Below are 18,703 nucleotides of genomic sequence, written 5' to 3' on the forward strand. Positions count from 1 at the left end.
GGGGCTGGATAGGGTGGGTGCCAACCTTTCGGGACGGACGATGACGACCAGGAGCGGCTGATGAACGCTGTGACCCCCGCTGGAGGCGACACCGCGGCGGGCCGTTCCTGGCCCGCGCTGCTGAACGGACTGCTGGACGGGCGCGACCTGACCGCGGACGACACCGCCTGGGCGATGGACCTGATCATGCGCGGCGAGGCGACCGACGCTCAGATCGCCGGGTTCGCGGTGGCGCTGCGGGCCAAGGGTGAGACCGTCGGCGAGATCACCGGGTGTGTCCGGGCGATGTACGAGCACGCGAACGTGATCCAGGTGCCGGGGGAGACGGTCGACATCGTCGGTACGGGTGGGGACGGGGCCAGGACGGTCAACATCTCCACGATGTCCGCGATCGTCATCGCCGGTACGGGTGCGAAGGTCGTCAAGCACGGCAACCGGGCGGCGTCGTCGGCCTCCGGGGCCTCGGACGTACTGGAGAAGCTGGGTGTCAATCTGGAGCTGACGCCGAAGCGGGTCGCGGAGGTGGCCGAGGAAGCCGGGATCACTTTTTGCTTCGCGGCGAAGTTCCACCCGGCGATGCGGCACGTGGGCGCCGCGCGGGGGCAGCTGGGTATCCGGACGATCTTCAACTTCCTCGGGCCGCTCACGAATCCTGCCCGGGTGAAGGCGCAGGCCGTCGGGGTCGCCGACGCGCGGATGGCGCCCATCATGGCCGGCGTGTTCGCCGAGCGCGGCAACTCGTCCCTGGTCTTCCGCGGCGACGACGGCCTCGACGAGCTGACCACCACGTCCACGTCGCGTGTCTGGGCGGTACGGGACGGCAAGGTCCGCGAGGAGACCTTCGATCCGAGGGACGTGGGCATCGAGTTGGTGCCGGTGGAGGCGTTGCGAGGCGCTGACGCTTCGTACAACGCGGATGTCGCGCGGCGGCTGTTGGGTGGGGAGACGGGTCCTGTACGGGACGCTGTGCTGCTGAACTCGGCGGCGGCGTTGGTGGCGCTGGCGCCGGGTGACGGTCCGCTTGCGGACCAGCTGCGTGAGGGGATGGCCAGGGCGGCGGAGGCCATTGACTCCGGGGCGGCGAAGCGGACGTTGGACCGCTGGGTCGCGGTCAGTAACGGGTAGCGCCTACGGGGTGGGGGGCGAGGTGCACCTGGCGGGTGCGGGTTGAGTGTGGCTGGTCGCGCCGTTCCCCGCGCCCCTTGGGTGCGTGGGTGGGTGCGGGGTCGTGGGCCGGTGCGTCAGCCCGTCGCAGGCCGGGCATACGACCCTGGCCTGGTACACGGCGCGGGTTCTCCGAGACAGAACCTAAGCGACGGGCATACGACGCACCGGCCCACGCCCCCTCCCGCCGGAGGGAGGCTGCGGGTCGTCGGGGGTGCGGGCTTTCCCGAGGCCCGGGCAGCCGCAGGCTTTTGCTTTTCAGGGGCGCGGGGAACTGCGCGACCAGCCACGACGCACCCGCAGCCGCGACACAACGTGTCATTCCCACCCCCTGGCGGGGGCCAGGGGCGCAGCCCCAGGGATGGGACGGGTAGGGGCGGCGGGGGCGAAGAAACCCCCTGCCCCGACCCCGGCGGTCCGGGATCCGGACGGGAGTTGCGGGCGGACGATCAGACTGCGTATGTTCGATGGCAGGTCATGAGTGACAGCCAAAAGGCCCCGGCCGGCTGTCCGGCAACCCTCCGTCCGTGGCGGGGTGCCCCGGGTGAAGACCAGGTCGTAGGCAGCAAGGCCTGCGACAAGCGCGGACCCCTCGCACAGACCAGGGGTCCTGGTCTTGAGGGAGTGTCATGTCTGTCTCCACCGCTGTCGCCGAGCAGTCCGTCGTCGAGCCGTTGCCCGTTCTGGGACGTGACGTCACCGTCCCGCTCGTCACCGGCGGCGAGGTCACGTACGCCGCACTCGACTACGCCGCCAGCGCCCCGGCCCTCCAGCGGGTCTGGGACGACGTGGCCGCGTACGCGCCGTACTACGGGAGCGTGCACCGTGGGGCCGGGTACCTGTCCCAGCTGTCCACCGACCTGTTCGAGAACGCCCGGAAGACCGTCGCCGAGTTTCTCGACTGCCGGGACGGTGACCAGGTCGTCTTCACCCGGTCCACCACCGACTCGCTGAACCTGCTCGCCGTCGCCCTCCCCGCCGACTGCCAGGTCTACGTCTTCGAGACCGAGCACCACGCCTCGCTGCTGCCCTGGCGGGAGGCCCGCGTCACGTACCTCGACGCGCCGCGCACGCCCGCTCAGGCCGTCGCCACCCTCGAGCGCGCTCTCGCCGAACGCGACCCCGAAGGGCCGGCTCTCGTCTGCGTCACCGGTGCCTCGAACGTCACCGGCGAGCTGTGGCCCGTACGCGAACTGGCCGCTGCCGCGCACGCACACGGCGCGCGGATCGTGCTCGACGCCGCACAGCTGGCGCCCCATCACCCCGTCTCCGTACGGGAGTTGGACGTCGACTGGGTCGCGTTCTCGGGGCACAAGCTGTACGCGCCCTTCGGGGCGGGCGTGCTGGCCGGGCGCTCCGACTGGCTGCGTGCGGCCGACCCGTACCTCGCGGGCGGGGGTGCGAGCAGGAAGGTCTCCCGGCGTACGGACGGCGGCGTCGATGTGGAGTGGCATGACAGTGCCGCCCGCCATGAGGCCGGGTCGCCCAACGTCATCGGCGCCTACTCCATCGCCTCCGCCTGCAAGGCCCTCACCGAGGCCGGCTTCGACACGCTCGTCGCCCGCGAGCAGTACCTGATCGACACCGTACGGGCAGGTCTCGCCGAGGTGCCCGAGGTCCGGGTCCTCTCCCTCTTCGGGGACGACGCCCCGCGCGTCGGCGTCATCTCCTTCGTCGTCGAGGGGTGGAACAGCTCGCACTTCGCCGCCGCGCTCTCCGCCGAGTACGGCATCGGGGTGCGGGATGGGCTGTTCTGCGCCCACCCTCTCCTTCGTACCCTCCTCGGCAGTGACCCGCAGACCCAGGGCGAGTGCGGCGCACCCGAGGCCGCACCCGGCGAGAAGTCGCTCAACGCGATCCGGGTGAGCTTCGGGGCGGGGACGCCGGACGAGCATGTGGAACGGTTCGTGGGCGCGGTCAAGGAGCTGGTGAGGGACGGCGCGCGGTGGAACTACCGTACGGAGGACGGCCGTTGCGTCCCGGACACCTCCACCGGCACGTCTGCCGCAACCTCCGTGTGAACCGGTAGCCGGGCGCCCAGCAGGATCATCCGCAGGGCCCGCTCGGTCGCGTCCGTGAGGAGTTCGCTGCCGCGGACCAGTGCTTCGGCGAGGGCCATCGGGGCGGGCAGGATGCCAGTGAAGGCGTCCACGCCCGGCACCGTGTGCGCGCCCTCGCCGAGCGTGCCCGCGAGGGCGAGGACCGGACGCCCGTGCAGCTTGGCGCGGCGGGCCACCTCCGCCGGGATCTTGCCGCGCGGCGTCTGCAGGTCCAGGGCGCCCTCGGCGGTGAGGACCAGGTCGGCGCGGGCCAGGCGGGCGTCCAGGTCGAGGTGGTCCAGGAGGACGTCGAAGCGGGGGAGGAGGCGGGCGCCCAGGGCGGCCAGGCCCGCGCCCAGGCCTCCGGAGGCGCCGGTTCCGGGGCCGCCGTACAGGTCGGAGGTGACCGAGAGGTCCCGCTTGAGGACGTACGCCCAGTTCTCCAGGCCCGCCGACAGCTCCTCGACCTGCGCGGGCGTCGCGCCCTTCTGCGGGCCGAAGACCCGCGCCACGCCGCGCTCGCCGCACAGCACGTTGTACGGGTTGCAGGCGACCAGCAGTTCCGTCTCAGCCAGACGGGCGTCGAGGCCGGTCGGGTCGATTCGGTGCAGGCGGATCAACTCCCGCCCGCCGTGCGGAAGTTCGAAGCCGTCCGCGTCGAGCAGCCGGGCGCCGAGTGCCTGGAGCGCACCGGCGCCCCCGTCCGACGTACCCGAATCGCCGCAGCCCACCAGGATCCGTCGTACGCCCGTGTCGAGGGCGGCGCGGATCAGTTCGCCGACGCCGTACGTGGTCGTGGCGCCCGGGTCGCGCAGGCTGTGCGGGACGAGGGAGAGGCCCGCGACCGCCGCCATCTCCACCACCGCCGTGTCCCGCGAGCCGAGGAGGGCGAAGTGGGTGCCGACGGGTTCTCCCACCGGACCCGTGGCGGGCAGGGCGACCAGCCTGCCCCCGGTCGAGGCGGCCAGTGCGGCGGCCGTGCCCTCGCCGCCGTCGACCAGGGGGATGAGGTCGATCTCGGCGTCGGGGACGACACGGCGTACGCCGGCCGCGATGGCATCGGCGGCGGCCCGGGCGGACAGGGACTCCTTGAAGCCGCTGGGGGCCACGGCGAAACGGGTCAGCATGGTGGAACTCCTTGTGGACTTCAGGGGGTTGAGGGGAGTGAAGAGGGGTGAGGGCTTCGGGACGTGGGGACTGCGGGCGTCAGGGTTTGAGGACCGGCACGCCCAGCAGCGGCCATACCGCGAGCGCGAAGAGCAGGACGAGTGCGGCGGTCAGCGGGGCCAGTACGGCGGACAGGCGCAGCAGGTCGTGCGAGGTGTAGGTCGGCGTGCCGGGGATCTCGGCGAAGAGCGTGACCGGTTTCGCGGAGGCCGGGAGTGTGTGGCAGAAGCCGGCCGCGGCGGTGGACGCCAGTGCGGCGGCCACCGGGTTGACGCCGGCGCCCACGGCCGCCGCGATGACCAGCGGGACGAGGACGGACGAGCGGGCCGAGCGGGACTGGAGCACGAGATGCGCCGCCGTGCTGACCGCGATGACGAGCGCGAGGAAGAGCCACGGCTCCACGTCGACCGGCAGGCCGGCGACCAGCCACTTCGCCGCCCCGGAATTCGCGAGCGCGACGCCCATCGCCATCGTCGCGGCCATGAAGAGGAGCAGCGACCAGGGGACGGTCTTGAGGGCGTCCTTGAGATGTACGGTGCCGAGCGCGGGCGAGGACGCGACGATCGCACCGATCAGGGCGACGATCGCGGGGGGCACCTGGTGGAGCGGTTCGCTGCACCACAGGGCCACCACGGTGGCGAGCAGCATCAGACAGCGGGACTCGGCGGACGACCACGGACCGGTGACCGGGTTCTCGCTGTGCCGCTGGATGTCATCGGCCGTGATCCGTACGGGACCTCGGCGGTCCGCGCGCCGTGTGGTCGTCAACAGCACGACCTCGGCGGCCAGATGGGAGGAGGCCACCGCCAACGGCAGGCCGATCAGCAGCCATTGTGTGAAGCCGACCCGGTTGCCGGTCGCCTCCCACAGCACCGACACCGTGATCAGATGCGCTCCCGCACCGATCAGGGTCGCCACCGCGGACAGAAGGATCACGGTCGGAAACAGCAGCGCCAGCATCACGACCAGTCGCTTCCGGTCGGCCAGTACCTTGGCGAGCGCCAGGAACACCGGCAGCGCGAGCGCCGCCCGGCCGGAGGTCGCGGGCACCGCGAAGGCCGTCACGACCAGCGCCGCCGTGGTCAGGTGGGCCAGCTGACGGACGCTGCGCGCGCCGCTGACCAGGAACGCGGCCGCCCGCCCGGCGAGTCCGGTCCGGGCCACCGCCGCCGCGAGCACGAAGGCGCAGATCAGCAGCCACACGGTGGAGTCGCCGAGGGTGCCGAAGAGCGTCTCGCTGCTGATCACGCCGGTCACCGTGAGGGCGAGTCCCGCGCCCAGGGCGATGTACGTGTCGTCGATGGGCGTACCGATCCAGGCGCAGGTCGCAAGCGCGAAGACGGCGAGCGTCAGTCTGGCGTCACCGCTGAGGCCGGGGAAGTTACCGGGCACGATCAGCAGGGCGCAGATGCTGAGGGCCACGCAGAGGGCGGCGGCTTGGCGTATTTGTGGGGAAGTCAGGCTCACGACATTCAGAGTTCATGCGCGCGGTGAGCCCTCAATGAGCCTTGGATGAAGGGAACTTCATGCGGCCGGGCCCGGCGTCATCCGGGCAGCCGGTACCCCATCCCGCGCACCGTCTCCACGCTCTGCGCCCCCAGCTTCTTGCGCAGCGAACGGACGTACACGTCAACGATGTTGGACCCCGGATCGAAGTCGTAGCCCCATACATGGGACAGGATCTGCTCGCGCGAGAGGACCTGCCCGGGGTGGCGCAGGAACAGCTCCAGGAGTACGAACTCGCGCGCCGTCAGATCGACTGTCCGCTCTCCCGCGCGGGCCCGGCGGGTGCGCAGGTCCAGGGTCAGGTCCCCGCCGCGCAGCATGGTCACCTCGGGTGCCCCGACCGCCGTACGCAGCCGCAGCCGTACCCGGGCGAGGAGTTCCTCGAAGCGGAACGGCTTGGTCATCCAGTCATCGGCGCCGCCCTCCAGGCCGGCCACCGTGTCGCGTACGGAGTCCCGGGCGGTCAGCACGATCACCGGGACCGTCACCCGGGCCTCGCGCAGTTCCCGCAGCACCGTGAAGCCGTCCCGGCCCGGCAGTCCGATGTCGAGGATCACCAGGTCGAAGCCGCCGGTCAGCGCGTATTCGTAGGCCGCGTCGCCGTCCCCGACGACGGTCGTGGTGAAGCCGCCCGCGCGCAGGCCTTTCTCGATGAAGGAGGCGATGCGCTCCTCGTCCTCGACGATCAGGATCCGGTTCATCCGCGACAACCCGTCATGTGCGTTCCTCTTCCAGTACGAGTACGAAGGTGGCCCCGCCGCCTTCGGTGTCCCGCAGCTCCACCTGTCCGCGATGCCCTTCCGCGATGGCCCGGACGATCGACAGGCCGAGGCCGGCTCCGGAGCCGCGGGCGCCGCGCCGTGCGGTGCCCCGGCGGAACCGTTCGAAGACCAGCTCGGCGTCCTGCGGCTGCACACCGGGCCCGGAGTCGGCGACGTACAGCTCGATGCGGGAGCCGGTGAGGCGCGAGCCGATGCGGATGGACTGGCCGGGAGTCGTGTGCTGTACGGCGTTCTGCGCGAGCTGCACCATCGCCTGGGTGATGCGCTGCGGGTCGAGGCGGACCTCCCCGTCGGCGACTTCGGCCAGCTCCCAGCGGCGCTCACCGAGTGTGCGGGCCTTGACGAAGACGTCGGCGGTGAGCTCGGCGAGCTGTACGGGCTCGGGGGTCACGAAGTCGGGGCGCTCGGCCTTGGCGAGCAGCAGCAGGTCCTCGACGATGCGGCTCATCCGGTCCAGCTCGTCGGTGACCAGGCGTACGGTCTCCTCGCGCTCGGCCGGATCGTCGCCCATCAGCTCCAGGTGACCGCGCACGATCGTGATCGGGGTACGCAGCTCGTGGCCCGCGTCGTCGACGAACTCCCGCTGGGCGGCGAAGGCCCGCTCGAGCCGGTCCAGCATCGCGTTGAACGTCTCGGCGAGCGCGGCCACGTCGTCCCGGCCGCGGACCGGGATACGTTGGGTGAGGTCCTGCTCGGTGAGCTGCGCGGCGGCGGTACGGACCAGGCGTACGGGATTGAGGATCCGCCCGGCCACCACCCAGCCGATACCCGTCGTCATCACCAGCGCGACCCCGGAGATGGCCAGCAGGATACGGAACACCTCGTTCGCGCGGGCCTGCTCGCGCCCGGGGTGGAAGGCGACGACGAAGGCGGCCTCGGGCTCGCCGCCGGGCCGGGCGACGGCGACCTGGGCCCAGCGGATCTCTCCGGAGGCGCGGTGCAGCGTACCGGTGGAGTCCGGGGACTCGAAGATGCGGCGGCGGGCTTCCCGGTCGTTGTGCAGGGGCCGGGGGACGTCGATCTCGCGTTGCTGGGTGAGTTGTATGGGGTCCTCGTCCGGCCGGCCTTCCATCAGGCCGATCAGCTCCTCGTCGGGATCGGCGTACTGCCGTTCCAGGAAGACCTCCAGCAGTCGTTTGGGGTCGGTGAAGGGGCGACCGGTCTCCGGGTCCTTGCCGCGGTTCTCGAGGTTGGCGAACTCGCCGGTCTCCTGCGCGAGCAGCCGGCTGACCCGGTTGTCGACGTCGCGCAGAAGGATCGAGCGGGTGGTCATGGCCACCGCCGCGAAGGCGACCGCCGTCACCAGCAGCAGCCAGAGCAGGATGCGGACCCGGGCCGTGATCCACCGGCGTACGGGAACGGGCTCAGCCGTCGTCACCGGGACCGTCGTCGTCGGCTCCGTCGTCGCCGGGCCCGTCGTCATCCGACCCGCCACCTGTTCCGCCGCCGCTCGTCTTGCCACCTGCTCCGTCGTCCGTCCCGGCTCCCGCTCCGCTGCCGTCGTCGTTGTTGTCGTCGGTCACCGGAGGCCGGGAGACGACCTCGTCACTGGGGGTGGGTTTCTTCGAGGGGGTCTCCGAGGGCGTCCCACCCTTGTCGAGCTCGACCTTGGCAGGGACCTTGGGAGACTCCGGGCTGTCGGTCAGGGCGTAACTGGTCGCGGCGATCCCCAGCGGAATGGCCACGACGGCCGTGAGGGCTGCGATGCGATGAGAGAAGCTCATGGCCCAGATCCTCCGGCCGGAACCCGGCACGGAGGATGAGCCCAAGATGAGGAACTCTTCATCCGGCGGCCATGACGACCGTCAGCTGTCGAGCCCGAGGGCGAACGCGGCCTCAAGGTCATGCTGCGAGTACGTACGGAACGCCACATGCGTGTCCGTGGCCTCCACCCCCGGAATCTTGCTGATCTGCCCGGGGATGATGTCCGCCAGATCGTCATGAGCCTTCACCCGGACCATGGCGATCAGGTCGTAGGTGCCGGTCACGGAGAAGACCTCGCTGACGGAGTCCAGCGCCGCGATCGACTCGGCGATCTCAGGAATCCGGTCCACGCTGGTCTTGATGAGCACGATCGCGGTGATCACGGCTGGTTTTCTCCCTCGGTGGCCTTCGCTGGGGATTTCACTGTAGCCGTCCAGCGATAGCGCACCCACGCGTAGCCGAAGCCGAACGAGAACCCCAGCAAGTGGGCCAGATACGCGACCCCCGGACCCGGCGTCTCGCGGGTCGCCGCCAGCCACTGGAGGGACACCCAGAACGGCAGGACCACCCAGGCCGGGAACCGCAGCGGCAGGAAGAACAGGAACGGGAAAAGACTGGTCACCCGGGCTTTGGGGAACAGGTAAAGGAACGCGCCGAGGACCGCGGAGATCGCACCGGAGGCGCCGACCAGGGTGTGTCCGGAGTCGGCGTGGGCGGCCGCGTAGCCCAGCAGGGCCAGGCAGCCGCAGCCCACGTAGAAGAGGGCGTACTGGATGTGACCCATCCGTTCCTCGGCCATCCCACCGAAGACATGGAGGAAGAGCATGTTGCCGAGGAGATGCAGCCAGCTGCCGTGCACGAAGAGCGCCGTGGCCGGGGTGAGGGCGGCGCGCGGTGCCCCGCTGAACAGCTCGACGGGCACGACACCCCAGCGCTCGAAATAGGCCCGCTGCGCGGAAAGGAGCTCGTCACCGGTGCCGTACGCGGGGTTGAGCCCCGAGGCCGGGCCGACCAGGAAGATCAGACAGCACAGGGTGATCAGTGAGTGGGTCACCGGTGCGGACTGATTCCGGGCCGCACGGACGACGGTCGTACCCCAGTTGCCGATCATGAACAGATCATGACGTAACCGGACCAGGCAGTGCATAGTGCCTCGCCGTTCCCCGGTGACGGGCGTCGACTACACGCCAGGCCGTAGGGTTACGAGCCAACACGCTCCGGCGTATGCCCGGCGCGGAACGAGAACTCGAGGAAAGCGAGCGACTGCGACGATGACGGTTCCCCTGCCGACTGCCGAGACCCGGTGGCGCTGCACGCTCTGCGGCAATCTCACACGCTTCGACGTGACCCGTTCGTCGAAGGTTGTCGAGTACGTGCACCTCGATCTGGCCGGTGAGCCGAAGGTCGAGGAGCGGGAGGTGGTCAGTGAGACCATCGAGTCGGTGCGCTGCCGCTGGTGCAACGCGGTGGATCAGGTGGAACTGGTGGACAGGCCGGGCGCCGGCTCCTGAGGGAGCGGGCCCCGTCGAGATATTGGGGTGACCGATGGTGGAGACCACAGGCGGGGAGCCGGCCGACGGCGCCGCTGAGGTGCTCGACCGTCCGATGCCCGACGGAGTGCGCCGCAGAGTCGTACAGATCGTCTCGGACGGCTTCGGCGGACTGACGGTCGCCGAACTGCCCACCCAGCTGCGGCAGTACGCCCGCTTCACCCCGACCCGCCGCGCCAAGTTCGCCGGGAACGCCATGGCCGCGGCCCTGGAGACCGATCCGCTCTTCCGGCAGCGGATCGGCGAGCGGTTCAGAGAGACCCAGCCGGAGCTCTGCGGCGCCCTCGACTCGGGCTCGCCGCCCCCGGCCGCGGACCCGCTCGACGTGGCGGCCGCGGCCTATGTGCTCCGGCCCACGGGCTGGGTGAAGCTGGTGACCGCCGCGGGCGAGGAGGCCCAGCGGGCGGACGCCGAGCGCGCCGACGAGGAGAGCCGCGCCGAGCTGGAGCGGCTGCGCGAGGAGCTCGCCGAGGCCCGCGACCAGACCCGGGCCGAGACCGAACGGCTGCGTACGGAGCTGGAGTCGGCGAAGAGAGAGGCCGATTCGCTGCATCGCAAGCTGCGTTCGGCCCTCAGTGACGTCAAACGCGGCGAGGCCGCCCTGCGGAAGGTGCGCGGCGAGATCGAGTCCGTACGGGCCGAGGGGCAGGCCCAGGTGTCGGCCGCCGAGAGCGAGAGCCGGCGGCTGAAGACGCGGCTCGGGGAGGCCGAGGCCGCCCTGGAGACCGCCCGCAGAGCGGCGCGGGAGGGCCGCAGCGTCGAGGACATGCGCGTACGGCTGCTGCTCGACACCGTGCTCGACGCGGCACAGGGGCTGCGGCGCGAGCTCGCCCTGCCGCCCCTGTCGATGCGGCCCGCGGAAACGGTGGACGCGGTCGAACCGGGACAGATGACCCCGAAGGACATCGCCGCCCGCGCACTGTCCGACAGCGATCCCGCGGTCCTCGACCAACTGCTCGCGCTGCCGCACGCGCATCTGGTCGTCGACGGCTACAACGTCACCAAGACCGGCTATCCCCAAATGCCGCTGGAGAAGCAGAGGTTGCGCCTCCTCGGCCAGCTCTCGCAGCTCGCCGCGCAGACCGGCGCCGAGGTCACCTGCGTCTTCGACGGGGCCGAGCTGGCCGCCCCGGTGCTGCTCGCGCCGCCGCGCGGCGTGCGGGTGCTGTTCTCCAAAGCGGGCGTCACCGCTGATGAGTTGATCCGCCAGCTGGTGCGCGCCGAGCCGCCCGGGCGGCCCGTCATCGTCGCCTCGACCGACCGTGAGGTGGCCGACGGAGTGGCCAAGGCGGGCGCGCGGCCGGTGGCTTCCGCGGTGCTGCTCAAGCGGTTTTCGCGGGGTTGAGCCGGGCCGTTCGGGGCAGGTAATCCGGCCGTCTCCAGCAGGGCGGAGCTTCTGCGTCATACACCCCATGAGGGCCATAGGTCCCAACCGCAACTTCTGTGCTGCTTGCCCGAATTGACATGATCTTCACGCAACGTAGTGTCAAGCACGTATTACCGCATGTGAGTTCGGAGTAAAGAAAACGCTCGGTAACCGAGAATTTTCCTGCAAGGATTTGATCTGATCACAGGAGGATCACTAAGGTCTGGCCTCGAACCTCCACTCGGGCGATCACTCATTGGGAGTGACGGTGGAGGGGCACCGCCAACCGGTGTTCTCGGTGGCGGCTGAGGTAATGAAGGAGCTCGCCCACGTGGCGTCCCACCGTCGACCTAAGCAGCCGAGCCGCACCCGCGTGACCGTGCTCACCACCGCCGCCGCTGCTGCCGTGGCCCTCACCTCGCAGGCGGCCAACGCCGCGCCCAGCGAAAAGCCCAGCAAGGACGAGGTCAAGTCCAAGGTCGACAAGCTCTACCACGAGTCGGAGCTGGCCACCGACAAGTACAACGGCGCCAAGGAGAAGCAGGACAAGCTGGAGAAGGAGATCGACACCCTCCAGGACCAGGTCGCACGCGGCCAGGGCGATCTCAACGAACTCCGCGACGGCCTCGGCCTGATGGCCAGCTCCCAGTACCGCACGGGCGGCATCGACCCCTCCGTGCAGCTGTTCCTCTCCTCGGACCCGGACGACTACCTCGACAAGGCGTCCGCGATGGACCAGCTGAGCTCTCAGCAGGTCGAGACGCTCAAGAAGGTCCAGGAAAAGCAGCGCACGCTCGCCCAGCAGCGCCAGGAAGCCGCCAAGAAGCTCAAGGACCTCGCCGACACCCGCGAGACCCTGGCCAAGAAGAAGAAGGAAGTCCAGAGCAAACTCGCCGACGCGCAGAAGCTCCTCAACACCCTGACCGCCCAGGAGAAGGCGGCGCTCGCCACCGAGGAGCAGCGCGCCAGCCGTTCCGCCGGGGACCGCGTCGACCTCGGCAACGAGAAGCCGGCCTCCGGCCGCGGTGCCGCCGCCCTCGCCGCCGCCGAGACCCAGCTCGGCAAGCCGTACGTCTCCGGTGGCAGCGGCCCCAACTCCTACGACTGCTCCGGGCTGACCCAGTGGGCCTACGCCCAGGCCGGAGTGGGGATCACCCGGACCACGTACACGCAGGAGAACGACGGCACGAAGATCGGCCGCGGCGAGCTCGCGCCCGGCGACCTGGTGTTCTTCAACAACCTCGGGCACGTCGGCCTGTACGCAGGCAACGGCACGATCATTCACGCCCCGAAGCCTGGCGCCGTCGTCCGCTTCGAGTCGATGAGCACCATCGGCACCTTCCAGTTCGGCGTACGCGTCTGATCCCCTCGCGCTCGGGCGATACTGGGCCGCATGCGGATACTGCGCACGGCCCGTGCCACCGCCGGGCTGGCACTGGCCCTGGTGGCGGCGATCGGCTGCACCGGAAGCGATGACGGCGACGATGCCGGGCGTACGAATCCACCGGCGTCCACCCGCGCGGCGAGCAAGTCCCCCAGCGCGACGCCCAGTCCGAGCCCTTCGCCGGCCAACCCGGTGTCGATCCCGGGCCTGATCGAGCGCAAGCACACCGGCTCCGCCCTGCGGCTCGGCGACGTACGCGCACGGACCGACGCCTACACCAGCTACACGGTCACGTACGAGGCGAACGGGCTCACCATCTCGGGCCTGATGAACATCCCCCGGGGCAAGGGACCGTTCCCGGCGCTGGTGCTGGCCCACGGCTACATCGACCCGGCCGTCTACACCACCGGTCGCGGGCTGGCGCGAGAGCAGGACCTGCTGGCCCGCAACGGCTACGTGGTCCTGCACACCGACTACCGCAACCACGCGGGCTCCGACAAGGACGCCGACAACGACGTCAACCTCCGCCTCGGCTACACCGAGGACGTCATCGGCGCCGCCATGGCACTGCGCTCCTCCGGCCGCCCGGAGATCGACAGTGAGCGGATCGGCCTGCTCGGCCGGTCGATGGGCGGCGGCGTCGTCTACAACACGCTGGTGGTCGCACCCGGCCTCTTCGACGCCGCGGTGGTCTTCGCACCCGTGAGCTCACGTCCGGCCGAGAATCTCGACCACTTCCAGCGACGTAACGGCGATCCGGTCGTCGCCGAGATCGAGGCGAAGCACGGCACTCCCAAGGAGAACCCGGAGTTCTGGGAGCAGATCTCGCCGCTCACCCATGTCGACCGGGTCACCGAGCCGCTGCTGCTGCTCCACGGCACCGCCGACGACACCTGCCCGATCGCCTGGTCGGAGCGGACGGTCGCCGACTTCGAGGCGGCGGGCAAGAGCGTCGAGTTCGTGAAGTACGCCGGTGAAGGGCACACGTTCGCGCCCCGGTGGCCGGACTCGATGGACCGGACGATGGCGTTCTTCGAGCGGCACCTTCGCTGAGCGAGCAGCGCTTTCGCTGAGTGACCGGCCCGCCCGAACGGGGGAATTCCTCCGCCTCCCACGGACCGTACGCCCCGCTGATGACCTGCTTCTGAGGCGGGACGTCACGTTCTGTGCACGCCGGGTGCTTTGTTCGCTGCGTGATCGCGCGGCTACTGTCTGGCGCGCTTCCCCCAACTCAGGGGGTCCGTAAGCGGAAGGGAGAGCGGCTTCCCATGGGGTCACATCGCCGTCCCGCACCATCCGGTCTCGACCGGGGCGCCCGCAGCGCCACCCTTTGCGTACTGTCCGCCGCGGCAGCGGCCCTCGGCGTCATTCCGGCCGGCGCCGAACCGGCCGCACCGCAGGAGGACACCCGCGCCGAGGTGAACCGGCTGTACGCGGAGGCCGAGTGGGCCACCGAGGCGCACAACAAGGCCGACGAGCGCGCGGACACCCTGCGCGAGAAGGTGACCAACGCCCAGGACCGGATCGCCCGGCAGCAGGACCGCATCAACACCATGCGGGACGCGCTCGGCCTGCTCGCCGGGGCCGAGTACCGCTCGGGCGGCCTCGGCCCCGCCCTGGCGCTGATGTTCTCCGACGACCCCGACGACTACCTCGACAAGGCGGCCGTACTCGACCGGATCAGCGACCGCCAGGCCGGAGCACTCCGGGTCCTGAGGAGCACCACGCGGGATCTCTCCCAGGAACGCGAGGAAGCCACCCGCGACCTCGCCGAGCTGGAGCAGAGCCGCGCGGCCGTGGCCCGCCACAAACACACCGTCGAGCGCAATCTCGCCAGGGCACAGCAGCTCCTCGGCGCACTGCCGGACGACGCGCGCGCCACCTACGACCGGACCTCCCGCTCCGGCCGCGTCCTCGACCTCGGCGGCGCCGTCCCGTCCTCCGCGCGCGCGGCAGCCGCCGTCGCCGCGGCCCGCTCGGCCGTCGGCCGCCCGTACGTCTGGGGCGGCAACGGGCCCACCGGCTTCGACTGTTCGGGCCTCATGCAGTGGTCGTACGCGCAGGCCGGCGTCGGCCTGCCGCGCACCTCGCAGGCCCAGGCGTACGCCGGACGCCAGGTGCCGCTCTCGCAGGCACAGCCCGGCGACCTGGTCACCTACCGCGACGACGCCAGCCATATCGGGATGTACATGGGCGACGGACAGGTGATCCACGCGCCCCACCCGGGTGCTCCCGTGCGCTACGACCCCGTCGGCATGATGCCGATCTCGTCCGTGACGCGCCCCTGACTCCTCAGACACGGGCCCCGTACGATCGGGACTCGTGGCTGGTCGTGGGCGTGCGCCGTGGTGGATGGTCGGGCTGTTGCTGGCCGGCCTGGTGGGCTGCGGCTCCACGGGCTCCGACGCCGCGGCCGCGGACGTCCAGCGGCTGCTCGACCGGCGGGCGCGGGCGGTGCTCGACGACAGCGAGAGCGCGTACGTCGCGACGCAGGAGCCCAGCGGTGAACGGGCCGCCGCCCGCACCGAGTTCGAGCGGCTACGGGCCCTGCCGCTGGCGTCCTGGTCCTACCGCGTGACCGGCTTCCACCGCTCCGGCGACCGTGCCACGGCCGATGCGGACCTCCGCTATCGCATAGACGGATACGACAAGGCGCCTCTCGTCGCCGCCCGCACCCTGAGCCTGAGACGCGCCGACAGCCGCTGGTACGTCGCCTCCGACCGGCCGGCCGAGGACGCCGGCGAGCAGCTGTGGGAGCAGGGGGCCGTCGAGGCCGTACGCGGGGAGCACAGCCTCGTCCTCGGCGTCGGGCAGACGGCCGAGGCCCTGCGCGGGTACGCGCAACTGGCCGACCGCGCGGTGCCCGCGGTGCAGGAGGCGTGGGGCGAGGAATGGCCGAAACGGGTCGTCGTCCTCGTACCGAAGTCGCTGGAGAAGATGGCGGAGCTGCTCGGGGCGCCCGCGTCCGGATACCGGGGGATAGCGGCGGTCACCACCGGCGAGACGGGCGGCGCGGCGCAGGCGCCCGCGGACCGGATCGTGGTCAACCCCGACGCGTACGCCGTCCTCGGCGACTTCGGCCGGCAGGTCGTCCTCACCCACGAGACCACCCATGTCGCAACCCGCGCCCAGACCACGGCGGCGACCCCCCTGTGGCTCTCCGAGGGCTACGCGGACTGGGTCGGCTACCGCGGCACCGGCCGTGCCCCCGCACAGGCCGCCCCCGAACTGCGGGACGCGGTCCGCGAGGGGCGGATGCCCGGCGGACTCCCGGCCGACAAGGACTTCGAGTTCGGCGGGGAGACGGGCGGCCTTGCGCAGGCGTACGAGGCCGGCTGGATGGCCTGCCGGCTGATCGCCGAACGGTGGGGCGAGGTGCGCCTCGGCGAGTTCTACCGTGCCGTGGGCGCGCACGGGAGGCGTGAGGGTGCGGTTCAGACCGCGATGCGGGAGGTGCTGGACACGACCCCGGAGAAGTTCACCGAGCGGTGGCGGGCGTATCTGCGCTCTCAACTCGGCTGAATCAGTTCCTCGGCGCGGGGCGCCCGACCGGGCTCCGGAGCCGGCGGCGCGGACGGGACCGTGTCCCGCCAGAGGCGCAGCGCCGCGATGGCCGTCGCGGCGACCAGCAGGCCGTTGCGGGCGAAGAGGAGGGTGATGCCCAGGGCGTCGCTGGCCACGACATGGCCGAACCAGAGAGGGAACTCCAGGACCGTCAGGAAGGCCGCCGCGAGCAGCAGGACGGTCGGCAGGGACATCCGGCTGTCGCGGAAGACCAGGCAGACGGCGGCGAGGCCGATCAGCCACACCAGGTACTGCGGGCTGATCACCCGGCTGGTGACCGTGAACAGGAGCACGGCCACGAACGCGACGTCCGCGAGCGTGTGCGGCGCGAACCGCCTGGCGCGCAGCCGCCACAGCAGGAGCCAGCCGAAGGCGAGCACGGTCAGCATGAGAGCCGCGGTGCTCACGACGCCGACGTACGGGCCGACGAACTCCACGGAGCCGTAGTTGAGCTTCACCTCGCCCTCCCAGCCGTAGTGCCGGGCGACATGGAAGACGAGGGAGCCGACGGACTCGACCTCGGTGCCCCGGTCGCGCTGGGAGGTCAGGAACGCGAACGAGCCGGGCATCGCGACGAACAGCAACAGGAGCGACGTGGCCGTCACCGCCGCGGCGTCCCAGGGCTTCCGTTTCGTGGTGCCCACGAGCAGCAGCGCCGGCCACACCTTCAGGAGCGCGCCGAAGGCCGCGAGTGCGCCCAGCAGCCGTGGCCGCCCTAGGCCCGCGAGCAGCGCCGCCACGGCGACGGCCGTCACCATCACGTCATAGCGGGCGTACACCGTCGGGCCGAGCAGAGGGACGCCCACCGCCCACACCCAGGCGCCGCGCGGACTCCGGCCGGGGCGCCGGCCCGCGACCGCGAGCAGGGCGAGGACGCACAGGTCGGCGAGGCAGGCGAGGACGAAGAACGCCGAGGCGTAGTCGAGGAACGGCAGCAGCGCGGGGGAGAGGATGGGGAGCGCGGCGGCGGGCGGGTACTGCCAGGCCACGTCGCTCAGCGGGAAGGTGCCGTCGCGCAGGGTGTGGTACCAGCCCTGGTAGATCCCCGAGACGTCGCTCGTGACGTCCGGACCCGGGAACACGACCACCTTGAAGACGAAGAGGAGCAGCACAATCCTGGTCAGGCACCAGACCACGAGCAGTCCGTACGGAACCCTTGTCGCCCTTGCGCCCGCCATGGCCACCCAGTTCTCTCGGTACGGATTCCGTGTGTGGCCATGATGGCCTGCCCGGCTGTGAGCGGGCCAATGAAACGAGGCCGGGCGGAGCCGTGAGAGCCGGTCCGGGACGGGTTCGATACTGTCGGGCCCGATGCACAAGACCCTCATCGTGACCAACGACTTCCCGCCCAGACCAGGCGGCATCCAGGCCTTCCTGCACAACATGGCGCTACGCCTGGACCCCGACCGGCTCGTCGTCTACGCGTCCACGTGGAAACGCGGACGCGACGGCATCGAGGCGACCGCCGCCTTCGACGCCGAGCAGCCCTTCACCGTCGTACGCGACCGCACGACGATGCTGCTGCCGACACCGGACGCCACGCGACGGGCCGTCGGGCTGCTGCGAGGACACGGCTGCACGTCGGTGTGGTTCGGCGCGGCGGCGCCGCTCGGCCTGATGGCACCCGCACTCCGCAAGGCCGGTGCCGAGCGCCTCGTGGCCACCACGCACGGCCACGAGGCGGGCTGGGCCCAGCTGCCCGCCTCGCGCCAACTCCTGCGCCGTATCGGCGAGTCCACGGACACGATCACCTACCTCGGCGAGTACACCCGCTCACGGATCGCCGCCGCGCTGACGCCCGCGGCGGCGGGCCGCATGGTCCAACTGCCGCCCGGCGTCGACGAGAAGACCTTCCACCCCGGTTCGGGCGGAGCCGCCGTACGGGCCCGCCTCGGCCTCACCGACCGCCCGGTCGTCGTCTGCGTCTCACGGCTCGTCCCGCGCAAGGGCCAGGACACGCTCATCCTCGCCATGCCGCGCATCCTCGCGAAGGAGCCGGACGCGGTCCTGCTGATCGTCGGCGGCGGGCCGTACGAGAAGGAGCTGCGCAAACTCGCGTACGAGACCGGGGTCGCCGACTCCGTGCACTTCACCGGCGCCGTCCCCTGGTCCGAACTCCCCGCCCACTACGGCGCGGGCGACGTCTTCGCCATGCCCTGCCGCACCCGCCGGGGCGGGCTCGACGTGGAGGGCCTGGGCATCGTCTACCTGGAGGCCTCCGCGACGGGCCTGCCGGTCGTCGCCGGCGACTCCGGCGGCGCGCCGGACGCCGTGCTGGACGGCGAGACCGGCTGGGTCGTCCGAGGCGGCTCCCCGGAGGCGGCAGCGGACCGCATCGTCACGCTCCTGGGCGACGCGGAGCTCCGTCGCCGGATGGGGGAGCGGGGACGGGAGTGGGTCGAGGAGAAGTGGCGCTGGGACTTGCTGGCGGACCGCTTGCGGGAGTTGCTGTAGCGGGAGACCTAGGCGGAACCGGA

17 protein-coding genes and 1 riboswitch are annotated in these 18,703 nt (G+C 71.2%); of the genes, 9 read left to right on the top strand and 8 right to left on the bottom strand.

From position 1 onward, the window contains the following. The first annotated feature begins 60 nt into the window (after positions 1 to 60). Both trpD and IEZ21_RS08190 read left to right on the top strand, forming a co-directional pair. The gene (trpD, locus tag IEZ21_RS08185; RefSeq protein WP_189321193.1) at positions 61 to 1,125 is read left to right on the top strand and encodes an anthranilate phosphoribosyltransferase; all 1,065 of its coding nucleotides are present in this window, start codon (positions 61 to 63) and stop codon (positions 1,123 to 1,125) included. 512 nt (positions 1,126 to 1,637) lie between these two features. Then, positions 1,638 to 1,754: riboswitch (SAM riboswitch) on the top strand. Between the two features lie 39 nt (positions 1,755 to 1,793). Then, a complete protein-coding gene (locus IEZ21_RS08190) occupies positions 1,794 to 3,185 on the top strand; it encodes an aminotransferase class V-fold PLP-dependent enzyme (RefSeq protein ID WP_189321194.1) in 1,392 nt (463 codons plus the stop codon). Here IEZ21_RS08190 and IEZ21_RS08195 read toward each other — a convergent pair. The 7 genes from IEZ21_RS08195 to IEZ21_RS08225 all read right to left on the bottom strand — a co-directional run bounded on the left by IEZ21_RS08195 (position 3,116) and on the right by IEZ21_RS08225 (position 9,473). After that, entirely contained in the window at positions 3,116 to 4,330 is a 1,215-nt protein-coding gene (locus IEZ21_RS08195; protein ID WP_189321195.1) for a glycerate kinase family protein, read from the bottom strand. The genes IEZ21_RS08190 and IEZ21_RS08195 overlap by 70 nt on opposite strands. 79 nt (positions 4,331 to 4,409) lie before the next feature. Continuing rightward, positions 4,410 to 5,831 (bottom strand): SLC13 family permease, encoded by a 1,422-nt coding sequence (locus tag IEZ21_RS08200; RefSeq protein ID WP_373302201.1) that lies wholly within the window; start codon positions 5,829 to 5,831, stop codon positions 4,410 to 4,412. A gap of 83 nt (positions 5,832 to 5,914) precedes the next feature. Continuing rightward, positions 5,915 to 6,577 carry a response regulator transcription factor gene (locus tag IEZ21_RS08205; protein ID WP_189321197.1) on the bottom strand — a complete coding sequence of 221 codons (663 nt, stop codon included), beginning with the start codon at positions 6,575 to 6,577 and terminating at the stop codon, positions 5,915 to 5,917. A 13-nt stretch (positions 6,578 to 6,590) separates the two neighbouring features. Next, positions 6,591 to 8,081, bottom strand: coding sequence for a sensor histidine kinase (locus IEZ21_RS08210; protein WP_189321198.1), 1,491 nt, complete (start codon positions 8,079 to 8,081; stop codon positions 6,591 to 6,593). Then, positions 8,023 to 8,382, bottom strand: a complete 360-nt coding sequence (locus tag IEZ21_RS08215) for a small secreted hydrophilic protein (RefSeq protein ID WP_189321199.1) — start codon at positions 8,380 to 8,382, stop codon at positions 8,023 to 8,025. The genes IEZ21_RS08210 and IEZ21_RS08215 overlap by 59 nt, the downstream gene beginning before the upstream one ends. A gap of 81 nt (positions 8,383 to 8,463) precedes the next feature. Next, entirely contained in the window at positions 8,464 to 8,745 is a 282-nt protein-coding gene (locus IEZ21_RS08220) for an Lrp/AsnC family transcriptional regulator (protein WP_033327388.1), read from the bottom strand. Beyond that, a complete protein-coding gene (locus IEZ21_RS08225; protein ID WP_189321200.1) occupies positions 8,742 to 9,473 on the bottom strand; it encodes a rhomboid family intramembrane serine protease in 732 nt (243 codons plus the stop codon). The genes IEZ21_RS08220 and IEZ21_RS08225 overlap by 4 nt, the downstream gene beginning before the upstream one ends. Before the next feature lie 160 nt (positions 9,474 to 9,633). On the opposite strand from IEZ21_RS08225, the gene IEZ21_RS08230 reads away from it, so the two are divergent. The 6 genes from IEZ21_RS08230 to IEZ21_RS08255 all read left to right on the top strand — a co-directional run bounded on the left by IEZ21_RS08230 (position 9,634) and on the right by IEZ21_RS08255 (position 16,184). Next, positions 9,634 to 9,873, top strand: coding sequence for a hypothetical protein (locus tag IEZ21_RS08230; RefSeq protein ID WP_033327390.1), 240 nt, complete (start codon positions 9,634 to 9,636; stop codon positions 9,871 to 9,873). A 34-nt stretch (positions 9,874 to 9,907) separates the two neighbouring features. Continuing rightward, positions 9,908 to 11,257, top strand: coding sequence for an NYN domain-containing protein (locus IEZ21_RS08235; protein WP_189321201.1), 1,350 nt, complete (start codon positions 9,908 to 9,910; stop codon positions 11,255 to 11,257). Between the two features lie 352 nt (positions 11,258 to 11,609). Continuing rightward, positions 11,610 to 12,641: a C40 family peptidase gene (locus IEZ21_RS08240; protein WP_189321202.1), complete on the top strand. Its 1,032-nt coding sequence runs from the start codon at positions 11,610 to 11,612 to the stop codon at positions 12,639 to 12,641. A gap of 30 nt (positions 12,642 to 12,671) precedes the next feature. Beyond that, the gene (locus tag IEZ21_RS08245; protein ID WP_189321203.1) at positions 12,672 to 13,715 is read left to right on the top strand and encodes an alpha/beta hydrolase family protein; all 1,044 of its coding nucleotides are present in this window, start codon (positions 12,672 to 12,674) and stop codon (positions 13,713 to 13,715) included. Between the two features lie 215 nt (positions 13,716 to 13,930). Continuing rightward, the gene (locus tag IEZ21_RS08250) at positions 13,931 to 14,950 is read left to right on the top strand and encodes a C40 family peptidase (RefSeq protein WP_189321204.1); all 1,020 of its coding nucleotides are present in this window, start codon (positions 13,931 to 13,933) and stop codon (positions 14,948 to 14,950) included. Positions 14,951 to 14,984: 34 nt separating this feature from the next. Further along, the gene (locus IEZ21_RS08255) at positions 14,985 to 16,184 is read left to right on the top strand and encodes a hypothetical protein (RefSeq protein ID WP_373302189.1); all 1,200 of its coding nucleotides are present in this window, start codon (positions 14,985 to 14,987) and stop codon (positions 16,182 to 16,184) included. Here IEZ21_RS08255 and IEZ21_RS08260 read toward each other — a convergent pair. Further along, on the bottom strand, positions 16,172 to 17,404 hold the full coding sequence (locus IEZ21_RS08260) for a glycosyltransferase 87 family protein (RefSeq protein WP_189321205.1): 1,233 nt from the start codon (positions 17,402 to 17,404) through the stop codon (positions 16,172 to 16,174). The two genes, IEZ21_RS08255 and IEZ21_RS08260, sit on opposite strands and share 13 nt — an antisense overlap. A 133-nt stretch (positions 17,405 to 17,537) precedes the next feature. On the opposite strand from IEZ21_RS08260, the gene IEZ21_RS08265 reads away from it, so the two are divergent. Next, entirely contained in the window at positions 17,538 to 18,680 is a 1,143-nt protein-coding gene (locus IEZ21_RS08265) for a glycosyltransferase family 4 protein (protein WP_189321206.1), read from the top strand. Positions 18,681 to 18,703: the final 23 nt, after the last annotated feature.

This window comes from Streptomyces flaveus (assembly GCF_014647675.1).
In the GTDB taxonomy this organism is placed as follows: Bacteria; Actinomycetota; Actinomycetes; order Streptomycetales; family Streptomycetaceae; genus Streptomyces; species Streptomyces flaveus.